Below are 24,121 nucleotides of genomic sequence, written 5' to 3' on the forward strand. Positions count from 1 at the left end.
GCGGGCGGGCCGGTTACGCACGTTCCACGTTGCACACCGTGGTCTTGCTTTCTTGCATCATGGTCACAGAGTCGTAGCCATACGTGGTGGCCGTATTCACCGCCTCGCCGCGCACCACGGGGTGAGCGCCGCTCGGGTAGTAAGCCAGCATGTCGGCGCCCTGCCAGCGGCCGGAGAAGTGGAACGGCATCCACACCGTATCGGGTCCGACGCGCTCGGTTACGAGGGCTTGCACATTGAGACGCGCGCCCGTGGGACTGCTGAGCCAAACTCGGTCGCCATTGCGAATACCACGGTCGGCGGCGGCTCTCGGGTTGATCTCCACAAAGGCCTCTTGCTGCAACTCCGCCAGCCAGGGATTGGAGCGCGTTTCTTCGCCACCGCCTTCATATTCCACCAGACGGCCGGACGAGAGAATCAACGGGAATTTTTCATACACTTTTTCTGCGATGTTCTTGTCCTGCAAGCTCTTGAAAAGCGTCGGCAGACGCCAGAAGTTGCGCTTGTCGTCGTGCGTCGGGTACTGGGCAACCAGGTCGGGACGGGTGCCATAAATCGGCTCGCGGTGCTGAGGAATCGCATCGGGGAAATTCCACACCACAGCGCGCGCCTTGGCGTTGCCAAAGGGGTGGCAACCATGCACCTGCATGACCACGCGTTGAATACCGCCCGACAAATCGGTTTTCCAGTTCTTGCCCTCGGCCGCCTGCTTTTCAGCGTCGGTCAGGTCACTCCACCAGCCGAGCTTCTTGAGCAGCACATGGTCGAATTCAGGGTAGCCGGTGGTGATGTCGGCACCAAGCGAATGGGAACCGTCTTCGGCAAGCAGGTTCACGCCGTTTCGTTCGACCCCAAAATTGGCGCGGAAATTTCCTCCGCCGTCCATCACGTGGTGGGAGGTGTCGTAAAGATTGGGAGACCCCGGGTGCTTGAGGGCCGGCGTGCCATAGCACGGCCACGGAAGTCCAAAATAATCACCCGCCAGGTCATAGCCTGTTTCCTTGTCCTTGCCGCCCTTGGCCTTGAGCGTCTTTACGTCGAACGCAGCCATGTTGCGCATGTGCGCCTTGAGGCGTTCCGGGCTTTGCCCTGTGTACCCAATGGTCCAGGTGCAGCCATTGATTTCGCGCAGGATGTCTTCGATAACGGGTTCGTCCTGACCCTTGACTTTTTGCATCTTGTACTGCTTGACCAGCTCTGGGCCAAAGCCGAGCTTTTGCGCAAACTGGTACATGATCATGTGGTCGCTGCGGCTTTCCCATAATGGCTCAATGACCCTTTCGCGCCACTGCAGCGAGCGGTTGGACGCCGTGACCGAGCCGCTGGTTTCAAACTGCGTGGCGGCCGGCAGCAGATACACGGCGCGGTTGGGGTTCAGATCCTCGGGTTTGCCGGGCATGGCGGCCATGGCCGCCGTGGCCGATGGGTACGGGTCTACCACTACCAGCAAATCGAGCTTGTCCATGGCGCGCTTCATCTCGAGGCCGCGCGTTTGCGAGTTGGGTGCATGGCCCCAGAAGAACACGCCGCGCAGGTTGGAGTCCTGGTCAATCAGTTCGTTCTTCTCCAACACCCCATCGATCCAGCGCGAAACCGTTAGCCCCGACTTGGTCATCATCTCAGGGCTGGCAAAACGCCCCTTGATCCACTCGAAATCCACGTCCCAGGCTTTGGCAAAGTGCTTCCAGGAGCCTTCCGCAATGCCGTAGTAGCCCGGCAGGGAGTCGGGGTTCGGGCCAATGTCGGTGGCGCCCTGCACGTTGTCGTGTCCGCGGAAGATGTTGGCGCCGCCGCCGCTCTTGCCCACGTTGCCCAGCGCCAGTTGCACGATGCACGATGCCCGCACCATGGCATTGCCAATGCTGTGCTGCGTCTGGCCCATGCACCACACCAGGGTCGAGGGGCGGTTCTTGGCCATCATTTCGGCCACGCGCGCCATCTGCTCTTCCGTTACGCCGCACGCGTCTTCCACCTTGTCCGGCGTCCACTTGGCCATCACCTCGGTCTTGACCGCGTCCATGCCATAGACGCGGTCGTGCAGGTACTGCTTGTCTTCCCAGCCGTTCTTGAAGATGTGGTACAGCAAGCCGAAAAGAAAGGGAATGTCGCTGCCCGAGCGGATGCGCACATACTCGTCTGCCTTGGCTGCCGTGCGGGTAAATCGCGGGTCCACAACGATCAACTTGCAGCCCGCCTCCTTGGCGTGGAGCATGTGCAGCATCGACACTGGATGCGCTTCGGCGGCGTTGGAGCCGATGTACAACGCGCACTTGCTGTTCTGCATGTCGTTGTACGAATTGGTCATGGCGCCGTAGCCCCAGGTATTGGCCACGCCGGCCACCGTGGTGCTGTGGCAGATGCGTGCCTGGTGGTCGCAATTGTTGCTGCCCCAGAAGCTGACGAACTTGCGCAGCAGGTACGACTGCTCGTTGTTGTGCTTGGAAGAGCCCACGAAATACACGCTGTCCGGCCCACTGGCCTTGCGCAGATCCAGCATTTTTGCGGTGATTTCATTGAGCGCGGTATCCCAGCTGATGCGCTCATACTTGCCATTGACCAGCTTCATTGGATAGCGCAACCGGTATTCGCCGTGCCCGTGCTCGCGCAGTGCAGCGCCCTTGGCGCAGTGCGCACCCATGTTGATTGGCGAATCGAAAACCGGCTCCTGGCGAATCCAGACGCCGTTCTCCACCACGGCGTCCACCGCGCAGCCCACCGAGCAATGGGTACATACAGTGCGGCGCACCACGATATTTCCGGCTGCCTTGCCGGTTGCGGTCGCTTCGGCGGCATCGGCCTTTTTGACCAGACTCAGCTGCGAGGCAGCAAGGCCCACGCCCACACCCAGACCCGAACGTCGCAAAAATGCGCGGCGGTCCATGGTGGGAATGGCGTGCGCAAGACCGCGCCGCAGGCTGTGAACGAAATTCGACTCCGTGGTGTTCGGGCCGTGGGCGGGGATTTTTCGGGTCAACAACATGGCTGCACTCCGCCGATCAAATTTGGGTGGTCTGGTAATAGCGCTTCACGTGCTCGGAGAGCCAGTAGCCGCCGCCACGCTCAGGCGCAGGCCGAGCCGGTTCGGCCTTTGCAAGTTCGTTGGTTGCAAGACCAGGCAAAACAGAGGTGGCGGCCGCAGCAGCACCCACTGTGGCTGCGCCGGCAAAAAAGCGGCGGCGAGAGGGCTTTGCATCGTTGTCGGACATACGGATCTCCGGGGGCGTGCGTTTTGTATGAAATGGCTTGCATACGCAGTCTAAGCCGCACAGACAGCACGGATACCGGGAAAACCCTCGTGACGCGGGCTATCGTGGGTCGTCCGATGAATGCTTGCTCAGCGATCGAGCAGATCAAACCCTTGCGCTTCCACCGCCACAAAGGCCTGCGTAAACGCTGCCAGCGCCCGGTACAGGCGCGCCTTGGGGTGCGTGGCGAGCTGCTCGCACAATTGTGGCAACCAAGGCTGCAAATGCATGGAAAAGAAGCGGCTTTGCCCGCCAAGGTGGCACACGGCACCGTCGTCACCGGCAATCAAATAGCGCATCACTTCGCAGACATAGGCAACATGGTCCTCCGACTCGGACATGGCATCGTGCCGCGCCAGGCCCAGCGCGGCCAGATCGCCGCGCAACTTGGCCAATGGGCGCTCGTTCAGAAAGCCACTGAGGTAGTGCGATCCGTACAAATAGACCTCAGGCTTGCCCAAGCCGCCGAACAGGGCGTCGAACTCTGCGGCCACTTCGCTGGCAGACATGGCCCGGGCCACACCGACGAACTGCTGCCAAGGTTCTTCAAGAACGCCGCCAGCCGCAGGCGCCTGTGTCGCAGCCACCCGCAGGGCCTCCAACAAGGCAACATCAGGGGCTGCGTAATACAGCTGGGCCAACAGCCCGTACACCTCCGCACGTGCGGTTTCCTCATCCATCGCCGGGCTGAGCGGCATCGACAGAGACTGGGATTGGAGTTGGGGCGTGCTCACAGATCGGTCACCTTGCTTTCATTGGAAGACGAGTAGAGATCAATCACCCGACAATCGCTGCACATTTTGAGCCGCTGCAGTGCATCTCCCTGGAACATTGCGTGCCCAGCCAATTTGCCCAGCATGGCTTCAATCGCCATCAGCGTGCCAAACGGCGCATGGCAGCGAATGCAGACATAAGGCGCGGACTCGTTGAGCACCCGCGCCTGGCTGCGCTCAGCGAGCAAGGACAGGCGTGGGTGCAGCGTGATTGCGTCTTCCGGACAGGTGCGCTCACACAGCCCGCACTGCACACAATTTTTCTCGATGAACCGCAGCTGCGGCAACTGCGGGTTGTCCAGCAACGCGCCTGCGGGACAGGCGCTGACGCAGCTCAGGCACAGGGTGCAGCGCTCCCTATTGACCACGATGTCCCCAAGCGGTGCGCCCAAGGCCGGCAGCTCGATGGCCGTGCGGCCCGTCGGCATTCCTGGCGCCTGGGTCAGCAAGTGGTCCAGCGCCAGTTCCAGGGTGCTGCGTTTTTCAGGCGTGGTGGCAAAGCGCGCCGGGACCTCCATGGCAGCGCGCGGGCTGCGCTCAAGCGCTTGCAAGGCGACGTCGAGATCGGTGTGGGTCTTGCAGCGCAACAGTTGCATTGCGCCAGCTGGATAGCCCAGTCCCACGCACAGCGCTTCAACGACGTCGATCTGCTGCTGCAGCGCATCAAGGTACTGCGGCGCATCTTCGGCAGTGACCACGATCACGATCTGTGCGGCACCGAAGCACAGTGCGCTGAGCCACAGCTCCAGCCCGGTGCTGGCGCTGTGCCATAACGGCATAGGGATGCAGCGCGCGGGCAGGCCCTGCGCGATTCCCACTTGCGCCGCGCGGCCCAGTTCGTCCACCAGTGCCTGGCCTCGCACCTGGCTGTGCAATACCAGCACCGGATCGCGCCCACCCGCAGCGCCATAGCGCGCAAGTACGGTGCGCAGCCGCAAGCCCTGCTCAGCGAGCCCCGGCGTGCGAAATGCCATCGCTCCGGTAGGACACACGGTGCTGCAGGCGCCGCAGCCTACGCACAAATGCGGATTGAGTTCGACGCGCTGGCGCTTGGTATCACTGCTGATGGCTTCGGCCGAACAAATATCGATGCAGGCCCTGCACCCGACCGTGCCATTGCGGCTGTGGGCGCACAGCTTTTGGTCGTAGTCGACGAAACGCGGTTTTTCGAATTCACCCACCAGGTCGCGCAAGGCAAGCAGTGCGGCAAGATCATTTCCATCCCAGCGCAAATAGCCTTGGGGCGGCGCGTGCTGATTGAACGTCGGGCTTGCCGCAGCGCCGCGCAGATCCAGCACCAGATCGAACTGCTCGCCATGCAGATGCGATGGCCGCTGAAAATCAATGGCACCGGCCACCGCGCACGCCTTGACGCAAGCGCGGTGCGCCTTGCACTGCGCCATGTCGATCTGGTAGTCAAGCCCGATGGCGCCCTCGGGACAGGCCTGGACGCAGGCATTGCAGCGGGTGCACAGGTCGAGCGAAATCGCGTTGTCCGACTGCCATGCCAGCTGGAACGCGCCCAGCCAGCCCTGCAGGCTTTCAATGCGGCCCGCCAGAACCGGGTAACGGCGCTCCTGCATGCCGCCTGCATTGCCCGGACCCGTAGCGAACAGGGTGATATCGAAACCGTCGCCGAACAAGGCGGCGGCGCGCTCGGCGGCATCAAGGGCGCCCAGAATCAACAAGCGCCCGCTACTTTGAAAAGCGACGGTGGCAACGGGTTCAAAGTCGGGAAGGCGCGCAGCCGCAATCAGGGCAGCGATCTTGGGTGTGGCTCGGACTGCATCCGCACTCCAGCCCGCTGTCTCGCGAATATTGACAAACCGCAGTGGCGATATGGCACCTTCGGTCTGCGCTGCCAGCTCGGAGAAAAGTCGGCGCTCCTGGGTGCACGCCACCAGAACCTCTTGCCCGGACCGGATGGCGCTTTGGAAGGCCCCCGTCTCGCGTCGGCACAGGGTGGAATGAAGCGTGATGTCTTCACCGATTGCTGTCCCCAGATCGTTCTTCTGGAGTGGCATCGTTCGGTTGCAATCGCAAATGAGCGTGGGCATGGTGCGTCTGGCTGGCGTCTGCTGGCGGAGGAACCAGTGCTGCTGGCGCAGCACCGACGTTGGGCTCCCACTGTGCCACGGTTGGTGCATCAGGGTCTTTGCCCGGCATGGCCAGTCGGTCGGCATCGGCTTGCGCCGAAGCCGGCAACGGGTCTGAAGGCGGCGCATCGCTTTCAATGCTGTCATCCGGAGGCAGCAAGCCGACAAACTCAGCGCTGACCATCTTGCGCAGTGTCTCCAGAGGCAGCGGGTCCGCCACACTGTAGTCGTCAATGTAGGTGTCCAAACCATCCATCACGTTGAAATGCGGATCGCGGAACAACTGTTTCATGGCCGCATTGCGCACCTCGGGCGACACGGCACGGGCTACAAATGGCGCGAAGTCCGACTGCGGTGTCAGAGCGCGCGCATCGGCCAGCGTGGGCAGCGGGGGCGTAGGCGTTGCAGTTGCCGTGTCGGGCTCAATCGGACGGGAGGAACCCTCTGGCTCCTGCAGCGGCTCGGGCTCGGGCAGCCCGGCGCGTGCCTCTTGTTTGCGCCGGGACCAGCGACCGAGGAATCCATCGCTCATGGCTCGCCCCGCGTCTTGGAGGTAGATACCGAAGCCGGTTTGCCAAAACGATCGGTCAAGGCCTGAAAGCTCTGCGGCCTGCGGCGCCTGCGCGGTTCGGGCTGGTAGTGCTGGCTCGCAAAGGCCTGGAGCCATTCGACGACGTCTGGGTCGGCAGGCAGCTGGTCTACCGACTCCTGCGCATCAAGCCAACGCCCGGCATCGTGGTAGCTCAAGCTGACAGCCACCGGGCGGGCCAGCTGCAGCGTGTCTGACGCAGACTCTTCGTCCAGACGCCAAAGGACGAACCAGCAGGGTGCGGGGGACACGAGATTGAGATGGTAGCCCTCGGCATCGTCTCGAAACAACTCCACGCGCAAATGCGGAAACAGCCAGCGCTGCTCGTCGCTCGATTGCAGCAAGGGCCGCGCGGCGCGGCCAAACGCCACTTCGTTGGGCACCACGTCCACCGGAGTCCACTGCCATGCTTGCCAGCGACTCAGGGGGCCTGACACCGCCCTGCGCCGCATCACCACGGCCACGTCTAGGCCCGGCCGTGCGCTGTGCGCGACCTCCTCTGGCCCGTTCGTGCTCACTCCCATCGCAATGCCGCCACATCGTGCGCGAAAATCGGGTAGTTCATCCACAGACCTTTGAGCCGCTTGCGCGCCACGGTACTGAGCTGGGGGGCAAAGATCCAGGCATTGACCGCATCGTTGGCCAGCTTGCGCTGCATCTGCGCAAACAGTACCTGGCGTTCGCGGGCGCTGCTGCTGGCCGCGTGGCGCTCAACCAATTGACGAAACTCGGCGCTTTCATAGCCGAAATAGTAGTCCGGGTCGGTGTAGATCGGATAATCCAGCGGCTCAACGTGGTTGATCAGCGTGATATCGAAATCCCCTTTGAAGGCTCCCGACAGCCAGTGTGCCCAGTCCACCGACTCGGTGGTCACCTGGATACCAATCGCCTCGAGCGCTGCCACGATCACCGGCGCACCATCGCGTGCATAAGGCGTGGGCGGCAGCGTCAAGGTCAGCGAAATTGGCAATTTGACTCCCGCCTCGCGCAGCAGGGCCTTGGCGCGCTTGGGGTCGTAGGGGTAGAGACCGGCCAGATGCACATAGCCGGCATCGGTGGGCGAGAAATGGCTGCCAATGGCTTTGCCCCGGCCATCGAGCACCTTCTGGATGAAGCGCTCACGGTCGATGGCATGGGTGATGGCACGGCGCACCCGCACGTCGTCCAGTGGCTTGCGGCGGTTGTTCAGCGCCAGCATCCCTTTGCCGCTGGACGCACCGATCAGCACTTGGTAGGCCCTGTCTGCCTGAAAGCGCTCCACGGTCTGCGTGGCGATGTTGAAAAAGACATCCACTTCGCGCGCTGCCATTGCGTTGGCCTGGGCCGCAGGCTGGTTGATGAAGCGAAACTTCACCGCACGCATGAACACCTGGCTGGCGTTTCGGTAGCCGGCATATTTCACGAGGTCGATGCTGCTGCCCCGATCCCAGCGCTCAAAGCGATAAGGGCCGGTGCCCACCGGGCGAATGGCGGCCTGCTCCGCTGTGTCCGGGTGGAGTACCACGGCAGTGCTCTCGCCCAGCCGGAACAAGGTATTGGCGTCGGCATGGCGCAGTCGCAGCACCACGGTGTAGGCGTCGGGCGTCTCTATGGCGGCGATATTGTCAAACAAGGCCTTTTTTGCCTTGTTGGTCGAGCCAGGCGCCATGGCGCGTTCGAAGCTAAAGCGCACTGCCGACGCGTCAAATGAAGCCCCATCATGAAAGCGCACGCCCTTGCGCAGCGCAAAACGGTAGGTCGTGCCGCCATTCTCCAGGCGCCAGCCGCTGGCGAGCAAGGGGGTGGTGGCGCCACTTTCCTCGATTTTCACCAGCCCTTCCAGCACGTTGTAATGGACCACCTCTCCAATGGACGCCGCTGCGGCCACCGTGGGGTCAAGACCGTCTGGCTCAAGCGAAATACTGAATACCACCTGGTCGCTGCCCACCTCTGCATGTACAGGCAGAACCATTGCGGGCAGCGCCAGGAACGCGGCAAGCAAGAAATGAAAGATCGGGCGCAACACAAGCGGTCCTTGAAACCCCGCAACCCCGATTCGACGCTGGGAGGGAGAGCGCGGTGAATTTACAAAATCTGACATAGTGTGCCATCACTGCTCTGTACGCACTGCGCCAAGTCTCTCCACACCATGTCTGACCGTCACCCAATGCTTCGATTTCCCCAGCGCGCACTGCTTGCGCGACTGGCAATCGGCATCGCAGTGCTGGCCAGCCTGGGGCTGCTGTGGGCATTGACCACGGTGTACCAGGACCGCACGGCGATGTACCGCCATCAGGCCGAACGTGAACTGCAAACCATCAGCCGCCTGCAGGCCAGTGCTGTATCCGACTGGCGCGAGCGTCGCCTGGCCGACGCCAGCGCCTTGACCGACGATGACCTGTTTGCCCAGGCGGTGGCACGCTGGCGCGACGCACCTTCTTCCGAGGCTGAGGCGCCGGTGCACGACCGGCTGCGTATTCTTCAGGAACGCGCGCGCTATACGGCGGTGTTCTTCGTCAGCCCCGAAGGCACGCTGCTGCTGCCCGCAGGCTCTTCAAGTGCCGCGCTGCCCACCTTGGAAAGGAATGCTTTGAAGGAAGCACTCGAGAGCGCAACACCGAGCGTCGTAGAACCCAGAAGCGACCCGTTTTTTGCGTTCCCGTTCTTCAGTCTGATCGCCCCCATCTACGACGGTATGCGGCCTCTGGGCGCCGTTTGGCTAGTGATCGACGTGCGCAGCAGTCTGTATTCGCTGCTCACGCCCTGGCCTACCGCCAGCAAAAGCGCCGAGTCTGCGCTGGTGAGTGCGGAGGGCGCGGATGCCGTATTGCTCAGCCCGCTGCGTCACCACACCACTGCAGTGCCGGTTCCTCTGGTACACGGGCCCCAGCAGGGCAATCTGCTGATCCAGGCCGTGGCGGGGGCTCGCGGCCTGATTCACGCGCGCGACGCCGAAGGCAAAGAGGTGTTGGCCGTGGTCAATGCCATTGCGGAATCGCCGTGGTTTCTGGTCTCCAAGGTGGATGTGGCGGAGGCGTTTGGCGACGCCTCCCAACGCGAATTGATTGCACTGAGTCTGCCGCTCAGCCTTGCACTGCTGCTGGGGGGGCTGTTTCTGGTGGCGTGGCAGCGGCGTGCCTGGCTGCGTGAACGCACCCTCAAGGAAAGCCTGGCGCGCAACATGCAATGGCTTGAAAGTGCGCAAAGGTCGGCTTTGGTGGGCTACTACGCTTACCGGCTTGAAACAGGCGAATTCACCCTCTCACCGATGGCGGCCGAGCTGTTTGGCTTGCCGGGCGATGCGCCGGTGGCGCGCGAGCAATGGCTGGCCCAGGTCCATCCGGACGACCGCCCGCATGTGCTTTCAAGTCTTGAGAGCTCGCTCGGCGAGGGGCCCCCTTTGCGAATGCAATACCGCATTGCCGACACACGCAACGAACGCTGGGTGGACATGTGGGGCGAGCGTACCGAGCCAGGTGCCAGGGCTGGCATGACCGGCACGGTTCAGGACATTACGGAGCGCCAGCGCGCCGAGACCAAGCTGGACCAGTACCGCATCGCGCTGGAGGCCCTGGTGCGCCAGGATCCGCTCACCAACGTGGCCAACCGCCGCGCGCTCACCGAAGCCGTGGCGGTCGAATGGCAGCGTGCGGCGCGTTCGGGTTCGAGCCTGTCTTTGCTGATGATCGACGTGGACCATTTCAAGGCGTTCAATGACCGCTATGGCCATTTGGCGGGTGACGAATGCCTGCGCAAAGTGGCCACGGCCATGGCGCGTGCGGCGACGCGTGCCAGCGATCTCGTGGCACGCTACGGCGGTGAGGAGTTTGCGGTGCTGCTGCCCGAAACGCATGAGCGCGATGCGATGGTGATTGCCGAGCAGATGCGCCTGGCCGTGCGCAAGCTGGCCATCGTGCATGCCGCCTCGGGCGTCGCCGCCGTGGTCACGGTCAGCGTGGGTGTTTCCACCATCACACCCCAACCCCACCTTTCTGCCAGCCAAGGCGCCGAGCCGAGCCGTGCCAGCGTCCGGGCCAGTGCCGAACGCGAGTCGCAGCAGCTCTTTCGCCAGGCAGACGATGCGCTATATGCGGCCAAATCGGTCGGGCGCGACACCGTGGTGCCCTATACAGCCGCGGTGTCCGAAGAGACGTCCTCAGACTTTATGCCTTCGCCACCCGAACCGCGCAGTACTTGAATTCGGGAATTTTTCCAAACGGGTCAAGCGCGGAGTTCGTCAGCAAATTGGCCGCCGCCTCGCGGTAGGCAAAGGGCAAGAACACGGTACCGTCCGGTGTGCCATCGTCGCGCCGCAACATCAGCTCGACGCTGCCGCGCCGTGAGGCGATGCGTGCGCGCCCACCGGCCACCAGGCCCAGCCGCGCCATTTCTGCTGCATTCATTGATGCTGTGGCCACCGGCTCGATTGCATCCAGTACCTCACTGCGCCGGGTCATGCTGCCGGTGTGCCAGTGCTCAAGCTGGCGCCCGGTGATGAGCACCAGCGGGTAGTCGGCATCGGGCTGCTCGTCGCCGGGCACCAGGCCGGCAGGCACCAGGCGCACACGCCCGCTGGCGGTGGGGAAGCGCTCCCTGAAAACGATGGGTTGGCCCGGATCCTCCAGGGACAGACAGGGGTAGGTCACGCTGCCCTCGCACAGCAATCTGTCCCAGGTGATGCCGGCAATCGCGCCATGCATGGCAAGCCGCATTTCCTCGTACACCGCTGCCACGCCAGATTCATCGCCGGGGTAATGCCAATCGAGCCCCATGCCAGCCGCCATTTGCTGCAGGATCCACAGGTCAGCGCGCGCGTCCCCTGGAGGAGCGACGGCCGGCCGGCCGAGCTGCACCATGCGGTCCGTGTTGCTCGCGGTACCGGTTTTTTCCATCCAGCTGCTCGCCGGCAGCACCACGTCGGCCAGCCAGGCGGTTTCGGTCAGGAAGATGTCCTGCACCACCAGGTGGGAGAGGCTGCCCAGTGCATGGCGCGCGTGGTTCAGGTCCGGGTCGCTCATGGCGGGGTTCTCACCCATGATGTACATGCCGCGAATCTTGTGCGGGTCGGCGTCTGGCGCCAAGGCCTTGTGCAGGATTTCGACGACGGTGTAGCCCGGCTCGCCGTCGAGTGGCTGGCCCCAGAAATTCTCAAACCAGGCCAGTGCCCCCGGATCGTCCACGCGCTGGTAGTTCGGCAGCATCATGGGAATCAGGCCCGCGTCGCTGGCGCCCTGCACGTTGTTCTGGCCGCGCAGCGGATGCAGGCCCGTGCCGGGGCGGCCGATCTGGCCGGTGATGGCGGCCAGTGCAATCAGGCAGCGCACGTTGTCGGTGCCGTGCACATGCTGACTGACCCCCATGCCCCACAGAATCATCGCGTTCTTGGCACTGGCGAAGGCCCGCGCCACCTCGCGCAAGAGCGGCGCAGCAATGCCGCAGATCGGCGCCATGGCTTCGGGGCTGAACGCGGCGAGGTGCGCACGCAGTTCGTCGAACCCCTCGACCCGCTCGCGGACAAACGCTTCGTTGACCAAGCCCTCGTCGATGACCGCGTGCAGCAAGGCGTTGAGCAGCGCCACGTCGCTGTCGGCGCGAAACTGCAGCGTGCGCCAGGCGTGCGCGCCCAGATCGGTGATGCGCGGGTCGGCCAATACGATTTTTGCGCCGCGTTGGGCGGCGTTCTTCATCCAGGTGGCGGCCACCGGGTGATTCGATGTGGGGTTGGAGCCAATGACGAAGATCAGATCCGAAAATTCCACATCGCGCACCGGGTTGCTGACCGCCCCCGAGCCCACGCCTTCAAGCAGCGCGGCCACGCTCGACGCATGGCACAACCGCGTGCAGTGGTCGACGTTGTTGCTGCCAAAGCCGATGCGCACCAGCTTCTGGAACAAATAAGCCTCTTCATTGCTGCCCTTGGCCGAACCAAAGCCGGCCAGTGCCTTGGGGCCGTGGGCGCTCCGAAGCTGCAGCAAACCCCCAGCGGCCAGCGCCAGCGCTTCGTCCCAGGAGGCTTCGCGGAAGGTATCGCGCCAGTCGGCACCGGGCTCGGGCATGCGCTTGGGAACACCCGGCTTGCGAACGAGCGGCGCGGTGAGCCGATCCGGGTGGTGGATGTAGTCAAAACCAAAGCGGCCCTTGACGCACAGCCGGCCTTCGTTGGCCGGGCCGTCCCTGCCCTGCACGCCGACGATTTTTTCACCGCGCACCTGCCAGGTGACCAGGCAGCCGACGCCGCAGAAGGGGCAGACCGAATCGACGCTGCGGTCCATGGCCTGCGAACCTACCAGGGGCTTGGCGCTGAGCGCACCGGTCGGGCAGGCCTGCACGCACTCGCCGCAACCTACGCAGGTGCTCAGCCCCATGGGATCGTCCAGGTCGAACACCGGCCGGGCGTCGGCGCCGCGCAGCGCCATGCCGATGACGCCGTTGACCTGGCTTTCGCGGCAGGCGCGCACGCAGCGTCCGCACTGGATGCAGGCGTCGAGCTGCACCGCCATGGCGGGGTGGCTGAGGTCTGGCGCCAGCGGCGCGCGGCGCAAGGCTGCCAGCGCAGGGCGCACCTGCACTTGCAAGCGCTCGGCCCATTGGCTCAGTTCGCCATGCTGGCCGATAAATTTATGGTCATTTTGGCCTCCAGCGCTTGTCCCATATGCGTTATAAGCTATTGTTTCAGTAGCATCTTCGTCTTCAGGTTCATCGAGCCATTGGCAACCCGCATCCGGCATGTCGGCGAGCAGCAGCTCCACCACCATGCGCTGCGCTGCGCGGGCGCGCGGGCTCTGCGCCCGCACCTGCATGCCGGGCGTGGGCGCGCGGCAGCAACTGGGCGCGAGGGTGCGTTCGCCGTCGATTTCCACCACGCAGGAGCGGCAATTGCCATCGGGCCGCAAGCCTTCCGTGTGGCACAGGTGGGGGATTTCGACGCCGTGGCGCAGCGCGGCTTGCCACAGGCTCTCACCCGGCCAAGCGCGCAGCGTTTCACCATCAAGCTCGAAGGCAATCAGGTCGGGGGCGTTCATGGCGCGCGCTCCGGCGGCAGCGTTTTGCTGAGTGGCCCGCTGCGCGGGTGCGGCAAATCGCCCGGCCAAGCGTTTTCACCCACCTCGTGCGCGAAGTATTGGTGCATGCAGCGAATCGGGTTGGGCGCCGCCTGGCCCAGGCCGCAGATGGAGGCGTCCTGCATGACCTGCGCCAGGTCGTCCAACAGATCGCCATCCCAGCGGGGTGCCTGCATGAGGGTCGCCGCCTTGTCCGTGCCGACGCGGCAGGGCGTGCACTGGCCGCAGCTCTCGTGCGCGAAGAAACGCATGACGTTCAGCGCCGCGTCGCGCGCACGGTCGTGGTGGCCGAGCACGATGATGGCGGCCGAGCCGATGAAGCAGCCGTGGGGCTGCAAGGTGTCGAAATCGAGCGGCAGGTCGGCCAGCCGCGCCGGCAGGATGCCGCCCGAGGCGCCGCCGGGCAGGTAGGCGTAGAGCTCGTGCCCGGCTTGCATGCCGCCGCAGTATTCATCGATCAGCTCGCGCAGCGTGATGCCCGCCGGCGCGAGCTTGACCCCCGGCTGCGCCACGCGCCCGCTGACGCTGAAGCTGCGCAGGCCCTTGCGTCCGCGCCGGCCAAACCCGGCAAACCACTGCGGGCCGCGTTCGACGATGTCGCGCACCCAGTACAGCGTTTCAAAGTTGTGCTCCAGCGTCGGCCGGCCAAACAGGCCGCGCTCGGCGATGTAGGGCGGGCGCAGGCGCGGCATACCGCGTTTGCCTTCGATACTCTCGATCATGGCCGACTCTTCGCCGCAGATGTAGGCGCCGGCGCCGCGCCGCAGCTCAATGTGCGGCAGCGGGCACGGTGGGTCGGCCAGCAGCTTGCCAAGTTCGGCTTGCAAGAGCGCGCGGCAGCCGTGGTATTCGTCGCGCAGGTAGATGTAGACCGCCTCGGTGCCCACCACTTGCGCCGCAATCAGCACGCCTTCAAGGAAGCGGTGCGGGTCGCGCTCCAGATAGGTGCGGTCTTTGAAGGTGCCAGGCTCGCCTTCGTCGATGTTCACAGCCATCAGGCGGGGTGCCGCTTGCCCGCGCACAATCCGCCACTTGCGCCCTGCCGGAAATCCCGCGCCACCCAGGCCGCGCAGGCCGGAATCCTCCATCATGGTGAGGACTTCTTCGGTGTCCATCTCACCATTGACCAGCGCCGCCGCCGTGCTGTAGCCGCCGTGGGCGCGGTAGCTGGCGTAGTCGGTAGGACCTGCGTATTCCGGCAGGCTGCGCTCTGCCCAGTCTGCTGCTACGAAATAAATAGCTGCTTGCGCTTGTGGAATAAGCGCTAGAGGCCCATTTGATGCAAAAACCACGGCTTCTGGCGTGGCGCGCGCAACAGGCGTCTGGTGCACCACCGCGACCGGCGCCTGCTCGCACCGGCCGACGCAGGGCACGGGCACGACGCGCACATCCTGTCCGGCAAAGAACTGCGGTAGCCGCGCCAGCAGTTCCTGCGCACCCGCCAGCTGGCAGGAGAGCGAATCGCAAACGCGCACCGTCAGGCCCGGCGCTTCGCTCGCGCCTCGCAGTACCTCGAAGTGGTGATAGAAACTTGCCACCTCATACACCTCGGCCATCGGAATACGCATTTCGCATGCCAGAGCCACCAGATGCCGGTCGTGCAGGCCGCGGTAGGCGTCGTTCAGGGCATGCAGGTGCTCGATCAGCCCATCGCGCCGATGGCCCTCAGTAGGCGGCGGGCCAATGAGCGCGCGCACTTGGTGCAGCGAGGCGCCATCCGGCTGGCGCCCTTTGAGCTGGCTCTTGCGGCGTTTGCGCTCAAGCAGCTGCTCGGCAGTGGCGAGCGGGATGACCCGGGCGGCAGCAGGCGAAGAAGCAGTCATGTAGTTCAAGAGAAGGGCCAGCCCGGCACGCCCGAGACGCTTCAGAGCCGGCTATTGAGACAACCTGCGCTCTTGCACTCGCGCAGGCGATCCTGGAGAAACTGCGAACGGGCAATGGTGGTGTCGGTAGCGCATTGCAAGTCCACGAGAAAGCTGTTGCCGTCCCGGCGCGAGCAATTGGCATTGCGCGTTTTCATCCACGCCAACTGGCCCGCCTTCAACCGGGCCTTGCCATCTGCATCCAGCAGCGGCGCCAGGGCCTTGTAGTTGGTATTCAACTCCGTATCGGCCTCCTGGTAAATCTTGTTCAGACAGTACAGGCCGTCAAAGTCGTTGTGTGGCTTGTCGCATGCGGAGGCCGCCAGCACCGGCCCCGAAATGGCCAGGATCGGCGCGAGGATCCAGTTCTTCATGAAAAACCTCCTGCAATCAACAAAATACCCACACAGGGAAACGGTGGGCCGGCCCGTCAGAAGCTCAGGTGTCCTGGGAGACAGAAATTGTCGGAAATTTGGCGGAAAAATCCTTGGCCTGCTGCGCAATCTTTACCGCCACGCTGCGCGCCACGCGCTTGTAAATCTGTGCCACATCGCCCTCGGGGTCGGCCACCACGGTCGGCTTGCCACTGTCGGCCTGCAGGCGAATCTGCATGTCGAGCGGCAGCGCACCAAGATACTCCATGCCGTACTCGGCCGCCATCTTTTTGCCACCGTCGGCGCCGAAAATATGCTCGACATGGCCGCAGTTGCTGCACACATGTACCGCCATGTTCTCAACAATTCCCAAAATCGGCACGCCAACTTTCTCAAACATCTTGATGCCGCGTTTGGCGTCGAGCAAGGCAATGTCCTGTGGCGTGGTGACGATGACGCCGCCCGTGATGGGTACGCGCTGGCACAGCGTGAGCTGGATGTCGCCCGTGCCGGGCGGCAGGTCGATCACGAGATAGTCCAGATCGCGCCAATTGGTCTGGCGCAGCAGTTGTTCGAGCGCCTGCGTGGCCATAGGACCGCGCCAAATCATGGCCTCGTCCTGGTCCACCAGAAAACCGATGGACATGACCTGGATGCCGTAGTTCTCCAGCGGCTCCATGTTCTTGCCGTCCACGCTCTCGGGGCGGCGGTTGATGCCCAGCATCATGGGCTGGCTGGGGCCGTAGATGTCGGCGTCGAGCACGCCCACACTGGCGCCCTCGGCCGCCAGCGCCAGCGCCAGATTGGCTGCGGTGGTGCTTTTGCCCACGCCGCCCTTGCCCGAGGCTACGGCAATGATGTTTTTCACCTGCGGCAGAAGCTGCACGCCGCGTTGCACCGCGTGCGCGGCAATCTTGCTCGTGATATTGACCGACACATTGCCCACGCCGGCCACGCCACGCGCCGCAGCCACCAGTTGGGTGCGCAGCGCTGGCACCACGCTTTTGGCGGGGTAGCCCAGCTCCACGTCGAAGGCCACATCGCCCGCGCTGATCGTGAGATTGCGCAAAGCCTTGCTGCTGACAAAGTCCTTGCCGGTGTGCGGATCCTGCACGGTGGCCAACGCGGCCAGCAGGTCATTTTCGGAAACAGCCATTCAAACTCTCCAAGTAACTGGCACAAGTCTATTGCGTGGAGCAATGACAATGTGGGCAGTGGGGCAGCCGCCCCCGTGAAATGGCAGAAGAGGAACCCCGTGAAACTGAAAATGGCCGACAACTCGCTGTTTGCAATCCTGCTGCGCTCACCCTGGTGGGTAAGCTTTTTGGTGGCCGGCGCCATCACTGCGGTGGTGGCCGCGCTGGCGCCCGATCGCTTCAAGGCCTTTGGTGCCGTCGCTTCGCTGCCGCTGTATGGCGTGGGCTGCGTGGCAGCCTGGCGCCAGTGGAAAGCACCTTCAGCCGCACAATTGGCCGAAAAGGCGGCAGCGCTGCGCGCCATGAACTGGCGCGAGTTTTCGGCAGCGCTCGAGCAGGCCTGGCGCGCACAAGGTGCCAGCGTGCAGACGGTCACCGGGCTGGAAGCCGATTTTTGCGTCGAACAAAACGGCCGCACCGTGCTGGTCAGCGCACGCCGCTGGAAGGCGGCCAGCCACGGCACCGAGCCCGTGGCGCAACTGGTGGCGGCCATGCGCAAGCGCGAACTGTCTGCGGGACAGTATCTGGTGGGCCAAGGCAGCGTCAGCGACTCGGCCCGCGCGCTGGCGCGCAGTGAAGGCGTGGCGCTGATTGAAGGCGACGCACTGGCAAGCATGCTGCTGAAACAAGCACGATAGCCTGGGTTTTCCCGTGGCGCAGGTGCAGCGCAGCTGCCGCACACTGCAAGAAAATTTGCGAACGCCATCCTCGCCTTTTCGGCTTCGCAGCACCACCACGATGAATATCCCGTTGAACTCCCTGCCACCCAGCGACGTTCCTGCTGCTGCAGCGGCCGATGCAGCCGCTACCGTGGGCCGCACCGGCTTGCTGCTGACCGGCGGCGGCGCACGCGCTGCCTACCAGGTGGGCGTGCTCGAAGCCATTGCCGATCTGCGCCTGGCCTGCGGCGCGGGCAAACAGCCCAACCCTTTTCGCATCATCACCGGCACTTCGGCAGGCGCCATCAACGCCGCCGCCCTGGCTTGCGGGGCCGACCAGTTTGATCGGGCGGTGCGGCGCATCGTCCGCGCCTGGAGTCACATGCAAGCTCGGCAAATCTATCGCGCCGACTCGTTCAGCGTGGCGCAAAGCGGTGCACGCTGGCTGACGCTGCTGTCCTTGGGCTGGGTGCTGGCACGCTGGCGGCGGCTGCGGCCCAGATCTTTGCTGGACAATGCGCCGCTGGCCAGGCTACTGCGGCAAATGGTGCCCCTGGTGCGGTTGCCAATGGTCATTCGCAAGGGCCATCTCGACGCACTGGCGGTCACGGCATCGAGCTACACCTCGGGTGACCACGTCACATTTTTCGAGGCCGGCGAGCGCCAGGATCCCTGGGTGCGCTCGCAGCGCCGCGCCGTGCGCGACCGCATCACCCACGAGCATTTGCTGGCCTCAGCCGCTATTCCCTTCGTCTTTCCCGCCACGGCCATCGACGTCGAAGAGCGGACCGAATACTTTGGTGACGGCTCCATGCGCCAGTCGGCACCGATTGCCGCCGCCATCCACCTGGGGGCCGAGCGCATTCTGGTGGTGGGCGCCGGGCGCATGCACGAACCCAAAGATCCCACGCTGGAGACGGAAATTCCCGCCTACCCCTCGCTGGCGCAGATAGCGGGCCATGCGCTGTCGAACATCTTCCTGGACGCGCTTGCCGTGGACATCGAACGCATGGAGCGCATCAACAAGACGATTTCGCTCATTCCCCAGGCGTCCCGCAGCGGCAGCCTGCTGCGGCCCATCGAACTGCTGGTAATCGCTCCCTCAGAGCGACTCGACGCCATGGCGGCGCGCCACGTGGGCGACCTGCCACCGTCGGTGCGCACCATGCTGGGCGCGCTGGGAGTTACCTCCGACATGCAGGACGTGCGCGGCGCGGCACTGGCCAGCTACCTGCTGTTTGAAGCGTCGTACACCCGCGACCTGATGGCGCTGGGCCGTGCCGACACCCTGGCCAAGCGCGATGAAGTTTGCCGCTTTTTTGGCTGGCAGGACACAGGCGCATCGGTTCCGGCCGAGGCACAAAGAGCGGAAGCGGATCTCGTACGCAAAGCCGCATAGATCTCTCTGCGGGCGGCCTCGCACGCCCCGGAACAGGCGGCGCAGGGCCTGGTCCTAAAATTGCTGGTTGCGCCGCGCACCGATTGGAGCGGCGTCCCTGAAAAAGCCCTGCCCATGCCCCGCAAACTCTTCGTCACCACCGCGCTGCCCTACGCCAACGGCAAATTCCACATCGGCCACATCATGGAATACATCCAGGCCGACATCTGGGTGCGCACCCAGCGCATGCTGGGCAACGAAGTCAACTTTGTCGGCGCCGACGACACGCACGGCGCGCCCATCATGATTGCCGCCGAGAAGGCGGGCCTGACGCCGCAGCAGTTCGTGGCCGATATCGCCGCCGGGCGCCAGCAGTACCTCGACGGTTTCCATATTGCCTTTGACAACTGGCACAGCACCGATGCGCCCGAGAACCACCAGTTGGCCCAGGACATCTACCGCGATCTCAAAGCCAACAACCTGATCGAGACGCGCACCATCGACCAGTTTTTCGACCCCGAAAAGTCGATGTTCCTGCCCGACCGCTACATCAAGGGCGAGTGCCCGCGCTGCCACGCCAAGGACCAGTACGGCGACAACTGCGAGGTCTGCGGCGCGGTGTATGCGCCGACCGACCTGATCGAGCCCTATTCCACGCTCTCGGGCGCCAAGCCGGTGCTGAAGTCGTCCGAGCATTTCTTCTTCAAGCTCTCTGACCCGCGCTGCGTCGCGTTCCTGGAGGATTGGACGCAGGATGGCCGCCTGCAGCCAGAGGTGGCGAACAAGGTCAAGGAATGGTTCAGCGTGCGCACCAACCCGGACGGCACCACCAGCGAAGGCCTGGGCGACTGGGACATCTCGCGCGATGCGCCCTACTTCGGCATTGAAATTCCGGACGCGCCCGGCAAGTATTTCTATGTGTGGCTGGACGCGCCCATCGGCTACCTCGCCTCGCTGAAGAACCTGCTGGACAAGCGCGGCGAGGACTACGAGGCCTACATGGCCGACCCGGCGCTGGAGCAGTACCACTTCATCGGCAAGGACATCGTCACCTTCCACACGCTGTTCTGGCCCGCCACGCTCAAGTTCAGCGGCCGCAAGGTGCCCGATTCGGTGTTCGTGCACGGTTTTCTCACTGTCAACAACGGCGAGAAGATGAGCAAAAGCCGGGGCACGGGCCTGGACCCGCTCAAATACCTGGAACTCGGCATGAACCCCGAGTGGCTGCGTTACTACCTGGCAGCCAAACTCTCGGCGCGCAACGAAGACATCGACTTCAATGCCACCGACTTCATGGCCCGCGTCAACAGCGACCTGGTGGGCAAATACATCAACATTGCATCCCGCGCGGCGGGTTTCTTGAGCAAGCGCTTTGGCGGTCAGCTGGCGGAGGTGTCGGCCGACGGCGACGCATTGCTGGAGCACTTGAAGACCGTGGCCCCCAGCATCATCGAGCTGCTGGCCGAGCGCGAATACGGCAAGGCGCTGCGCGAGACCATGCTGCTGGCCGACCGCGTTAACGCCTACGTCGACCAGAACAAGCCCTGGGAACTGGCCAAGCAAGAGGGCATGGACGGCCGCCTGCAAGACGTCTGCAGCACCTGCATCGAGGCTTTCCGCCTGCTGACCATTGTGTTGAAACCGGTACTGCCTGCACTTGCGGCCCAGGTCGAAAACTTCCTGAACGTCCCACCCTTTGACTTTGCGAGCGTGCAGCAGCGCCTTGGGGCGGGCCACGTGATAGGCAACTACCAGCATTTGATGCAGCGCGTGGACATCAAGCAACTTGAGGCACTTTTTGAGCCTCCAGCGCAGGCGGATCAAGCGGATGAAGCTATTGATTCAGGAGCATCCAAGACCCACTCTCTCCCCGGCGGCGAAGCCATCGCGCCCACGATCACCATTGACGATTTCGCCAAGATCGACCTGCGCATTGCCCGCATCGAGCGGTGCGAACGCGTCGAAGGCTCGACCAAGCTGCTGCGCCTGACGCTGGACGCTGGAGAAGGCAAGACACGCAATGTCTTCAGTGGCATTGCCAGCGCCTATGCGCCCGAACAACTTACCGGCAAGCTCACTGTGCTGGTGGCCAACCTCGCGCCCCGCAAGATGAAGTTCGGCATATCCGAAGGCATGGTGCTGGCCGCCAGCCATGGCGATGAGAAAGCGCAGCCGGGCATCTACGTGCTGGAGCCCACTGAAGGCGCACAGCCCGGCATGCGCGTGCGCTAGACACAAGCTCTGCTATGGCGCTGCACACCTTCCGCCCCCGGATCGTCGATGCGCTTCGGGGCTACAACCATAGCCGGGCACTGGCCGATTTGGGCGCGGGCGTCACCGTGGGCGTGGTGGCGCTGCCGCTGGCCATGGCGTTTGCCATTGCAAGCGGTCTGCCGCCCCAGGCGGGGCTTTGGACCGCCATCATCGGCGGCTTTCTGGTGGCACTGCTGGGCGGCACCAGCGTACAGATTGGCGGGCCGGCGGGCGCCTTCATCGTCATCGTCTACGGCATCGTCGAACGCTATGGCGTTGCCAACCTGCTGATCTCCACCGCTTGCGCCGGCGTCCTGCTGTTTGCTTTGGGCCTGCTGCGCCTGGGCAACCTGGTGCGCTTTGTGCCCGTGAGCATCGTCATCGGCTTTACCAATGGCATCGCGGTGCTGATTGCCGTTTCCCAGCTCAAGGATTTTCTGGGTCTGCAGATTGCCAAGATGCCTGGGAACTTCTTCTCACAACTGGACGTGATGGCGCAGCACGCGGGCACTGTGAACCCCTATGCACTCGGCTTGGGCGCGACCTGCCTGGCGGGCTTGTTTTTGTGGCCACGGCTGTTCATGCACAACGCGCCCGTACTGCGCATGCCCGGCGGCTATTCGGTACGTTCTTTTGCACGCATTCCAGCACCGGTGGTGGCGCTGATTTCGCTGACTGCGTTTTCGCATTTCATGGGCTACCCGGTGGAAACGCTGGGCACGCGCTTTGGTGGCATTCCGCAAAGCCTGCCGGTGTTTGCGCTGCCCGAGTTTTCATGGGACACGGTGCGCCTGCTGGTGGCGCCCACCATCACCATCGCGCTGCTGGGCGCCATTGAGTCATTGCTGTGCGCGCGCGTGGCCGACCAGCTCAATACCGACCCGCACATCCGCAAACACGACCCGAACCAGGAGCTGATGGCGCAAGGCCTTGCCAACTTCGTCGTGCCGTTTTTTGGCGGCATGCCGGTCACCGGCACCATTGCCCGCACCGTGACCAATCTGCGCGCGGGCGCCACGTCACCGGTGGCGGGCATCGTGCATGCGGCCACCCTCGCCGTCATCGTGCTGGCCGCCGCCCCGCTGGCGCTGCACATTCCACTCGCCGTGCTCGCCGGCATCCTGTTGCACGTGGCCTGGAACATGGGCGAGTGGCACGAATTCGCTCGCCTGCGCAAATTCAGCCACCACTACCGCCTGCTGCTGCTGGGCACCTTCTTTCTGACCGTGGTGTTCGACCTGACCGTGGCGGTGCAAGTGGGTCTGGTGCTGGCCTGCGTACTGTTCGTGCGGCGCATGGGCGAGCTGTTTCGTGCCGAGTCCGAAGTGCTGCCAGACGCGGTTGTGCCCACCCTGGCCTGGCGACTGCACGGCGTGCTGTTTTTTGGCGCGACGAGCAAGATCGACCCGCTGGTGAACGCCATCGAGGCCGCACCCCAAGGCGTGCAGGTGCTTCTGGACGCCAGCGACCTCTTTGCCTTGGACACCACAGGACTGGAGGCGCTTGAACAAATCCTCAAGGCCACAGAGCGGCAGGCTGGCCGGCTGGTGCTGCAGGGCGCGCAGGCGCAGCCTGCATCGCTGATGGAGCGTTCGGGCTTTAACGCCCGACTGGCGGCGCAGTCTGCGCCGATGCAGCCCTATGCTGCTGCCAATCCCCAGGAGTGCGGCCCGTCCAGCGGCGAAACGCCCGGTTGAAGGCGCTGGCCTCCGAGAACCCCAGGCGCCGCGCAATGCGGGCAAAAGACTCCCCGCCGCCCGCCACCGCCTGGCACGCCAGCGCATGGCGCACGCCATCGACCAGCTCGGCGTAGCGCACACCCTCGCCCTGCAAGCGGCGCGCAAACGCCCTCTCCCCCAGGCCAAACTGCTGCGCCGCCTGCGCGCGGCCGGGCACGCTGCCCGCCAGAGCGCCACTCAGCCATTGCTCCACCTGGCTGCGCAGCAGCGCGGGCGCCGACAAAGCCGCGAGCTGCGCCGCCGCGTGGGCGCGGTGCAGCTGCGCCAGTTCGGCGTCGGCCTGGGGCAAGGGGGCGTCGAGCACGGCGTTTTCCAGCAGCAAGCCGTTGAAGGCCTGCTCGAACTGCACCTCGGCTCCCAGCGCTCGCGCATAGGCCGGCAAAGGCCCGATTTGCCCGTGGCTGAACTGCACGCGCACCGGCTGCACGGGTTTGCCCGTCACCCAGCGGCTAAAGCACACGGCCGCAGCCAACACCGACTCCACCTGGTGCGGGCTGAACGCGAGGCTGCCTTGCAGCGGGTGGTAAATGAGCCAGCTGCGCTGATCCCCGGCCAGGGTCTGGAAGCGCCCCCCATCGCTGATCAGGCGCTGGTACTCCTGCAGCTGCGCGATGGCGCTGCGCAGGGTGGCCGACGACAGCAGGATGAAGCTGACCACGTTGAAGCTGCCCGGCCCCACCTGGCGCCCAGTGTTCAGGCCAAAGGCCGCGTCCCCGGTCAATTCGGCAGCCGCACGCCACAGGCGGGTGATGTCGTCCACCGGCCAGCGCGGCGCGCTCAGGCGCTCGTGCGCAACCCCGGCGCGCGCCAGCAGCTCGGCGCTGGACACCCCCTGGCGCTCGGCGGCGGCGACGACGGTGTTGACCCAGCTAAGCGACACGCTGGGCGCTGAAGTCAACATGCGGTGGCTCCAAGGT

17 protein-coding genes are annotated in these 24,121 nt (G+C 64.3%); 5 read left to right on the plus strand and 12 right to left on the minus strand.

The features are described 5' to 3' along the window. Window positions 1-13 precede the first annotated feature (13 nt). From C6571_RS02645 to C6571_RS02675, 7 genes are all read right to left on the minus strand, one after another. A complete protein-coding gene (locus C6571_RS02645) occupies window positions 14-2,980 on the minus strand; it encodes a formate dehydrogenase subunit alpha (protein ID WP_106445316.1) in 2,967 nt (988 codons plus the stop codon). A gap of 16 nt (window positions 2,981-2,996) precedes the next feature. After that, window positions 2,997-3,206: a formate dehydrogenase gene (locus tag C6571_RS02650; protein WP_106445317.1), complete on the minus strand. Its 210-nt coding sequence runs from the start codon at window positions 3,204-3,206 to the stop codon at window positions 2,997-2,999. A gap of 128 nt (window positions 3,207-3,334) precedes the next feature. After that, the gene (locus tag C6571_RS02655) at window positions 3,335-3,943 is read right to left on the minus strand and encodes a TorD/DmsD family molecular chaperone (protein ID WP_106445318.1); all 609 of its coding nucleotides are present in this window, start codon (window positions 3,941-3,943) and stop codon (window positions 3,335-3,337) included. A gap of 32 nt (window positions 3,944-3,975) precedes the next feature. Further along, window positions 3,976-6,042, minus strand: a complete 2,067-nt coding sequence (locus C6571_RS02660; protein ID WP_245901365.1) for a 4Fe-4S binding protein — start codon at window positions 6,040-6,042, stop codon at window positions 3,976-3,978. Next, window positions 6,002-6,646 carry a DUF3306 domain-containing protein gene (locus tag C6571_RS02665; protein WP_106445320.1) on the minus strand — a complete coding sequence of 215 codons (645 nt, stop codon included), beginning with the start codon at window positions 6,644-6,646 and terminating at the stop codon, window positions 6,002-6,004. Before C6571_RS02665 ends, C6571_RS02660 begins: the two co-directional genes overlap by 41 nt. Next, window positions 6,643-7,227: a DUF3305 domain-containing protein gene (locus C6571_RS02670; protein ID WP_106445321.1), complete on the minus strand. Its 585-nt coding sequence runs from the start codon at window positions 7,225-7,227 to the stop codon at window positions 6,643-6,645. Before C6571_RS02670 ends, C6571_RS02665 begins: the two co-directional genes overlap by 4 nt. Then, window positions 7,218-8,708 carry an ABC transporter substrate-binding protein gene (locus tag C6571_RS02675; protein ID WP_245901366.1) on the minus strand — a complete coding sequence of 497 codons (1,491 nt, stop codon included), beginning with the start codon at window positions 8,706-8,708 and terminating at the stop codon, window positions 7,218-7,220. The genes C6571_RS02670 and C6571_RS02675 overlap by 10 nt, the downstream gene beginning before the upstream one ends. A gap of 123 nt (window positions 8,709-8,831) precedes the next feature. On the opposite strand from C6571_RS02675, the gene C6571_RS02680 reads away from it, so the two are divergent. Next, window positions 8,832-10,880, plus strand: a complete 2,049-nt coding sequence (locus C6571_RS02680) for a sensor domain-containing diguanylate cyclase (RefSeq protein ID WP_106445322.1) — start codon at window positions 8,832-8,834, stop codon at window positions 10,878-10,880. Here the strand turns inward: C6571_RS02680 and fdhF are convergent. From fdhF to apbC, 4 genes are all read right to left on the minus strand, one after another. Beyond that, on the minus strand, window positions 10,846-13,704 hold the full coding sequence (gene fdhF, locus C6571_RS02685) for a formate dehydrogenase subunit alpha (RefSeq protein WP_106448000.1): 2,859 nt from the start codon (window positions 13,702-13,704) through the stop codon (window positions 10,846-10,848). The genes C6571_RS02680 and fdhF overlap by 35 nt on opposite strands. Continuing rightward, a complete protein-coding gene (locus tag C6571_RS02690) occupies window positions 13,701-15,566 on the minus strand; it encodes an NADH-ubiquinone oxidoreductase-F iron-sulfur binding region domain-containing protein (RefSeq protein WP_106445323.1) in 1,866 nt (621 codons plus the stop codon). Before C6571_RS02690 ends, fdhF begins: the two co-directional genes overlap by 4 nt. Before the next feature lie 41 nt (window positions 15,567-15,607). Continuing rightward, complete coding sequence (locus tag C6571_RS02695; RefSeq protein ID WP_106445324.1) at window positions 15,608-15,979, minus strand: lysozyme inhibitor LprI family protein; 372 nt, start codon at window positions 15,977-15,979, stop codon at window positions 15,608-15,610. A 64-nt stretch (window positions 15,980-16,043) separates the two neighbouring features. Further along, entirely contained in the window at window positions 16,044-17,135 is a 1,092-nt protein-coding gene (gene apbC / locus C6571_RS02700) for an iron-sulfur cluster carrier protein ApbC (RefSeq protein ID WP_106445325.1), read from the minus strand. Between the two features lie 99 nt (window positions 17,136-17,234). Here apbC and C6571_RS02705 point away from each other — a divergent pair, with 99 nt between their 5' ends. The 4 genes from C6571_RS02705 to C6571_RS02720 all read left to right on the plus strand — a co-directional run bounded on the left by C6571_RS02705 (window position 17,235) and on the right by C6571_RS02720 (window position 23,162). Beyond that, on the plus strand, window positions 17,235-17,813 hold the full coding sequence (locus C6571_RS02705; protein WP_245901367.1) for a restriction endonuclease: 579 nt from the start codon (window positions 17,235-17,237) through the stop codon (window positions 17,811-17,813). 100 nt (window positions 17,814-17,913) lie between these two features. Continuing rightward, entirely contained in the window at window positions 17,914-19,233 is a 1,320-nt protein-coding gene (locus C6571_RS02710) for a patatin-like phospholipase family protein (protein ID WP_106448002.1), read from the plus strand. Window positions 19,234-19,347: 114 nt separating this feature from the next. Further along, window positions 19,348-21,444, plus strand: coding sequence for a methionine--tRNA ligase (metG, locus tag C6571_RS02715; protein ID WP_106445326.1), 2,097 nt, complete (start codon window positions 19,348-19,350; stop codon window positions 21,442-21,444). A gap of 14 nt (window positions 21,445-21,458) precedes the next feature. Further along, window positions 21,459-23,162: a SulP family inorganic anion transporter gene (locus C6571_RS02720; RefSeq protein WP_106445327.1), complete on the plus strand. Its 1,704-nt coding sequence runs from the start codon at window positions 21,459-21,461 to the stop codon at window positions 23,160-23,162. Here C6571_RS02720 and C6571_RS02725 read toward each other — a convergent pair. Then, window positions 23,065-24,105, minus strand: coding sequence for an AraC family transcriptional regulator (locus C6571_RS02725; RefSeq protein WP_245901368.1), 1,041 nt, complete (start codon window positions 24,103-24,105; stop codon window positions 23,065-23,067). The genes C6571_RS02720 and C6571_RS02725 overlap by 98 nt on opposite strands. Window positions 24,106-24,121 lie beyond the last annotated feature (16 nt).

It is taken from the genome of Simplicispira suum (assembly GCF_003008595.1).
GTDB lineage: Bacteria > Pseudomonadota > Gammaproteobacteria > Burkholderiales > Burkholderiaceae_C > Simplicispira > Simplicispira suum.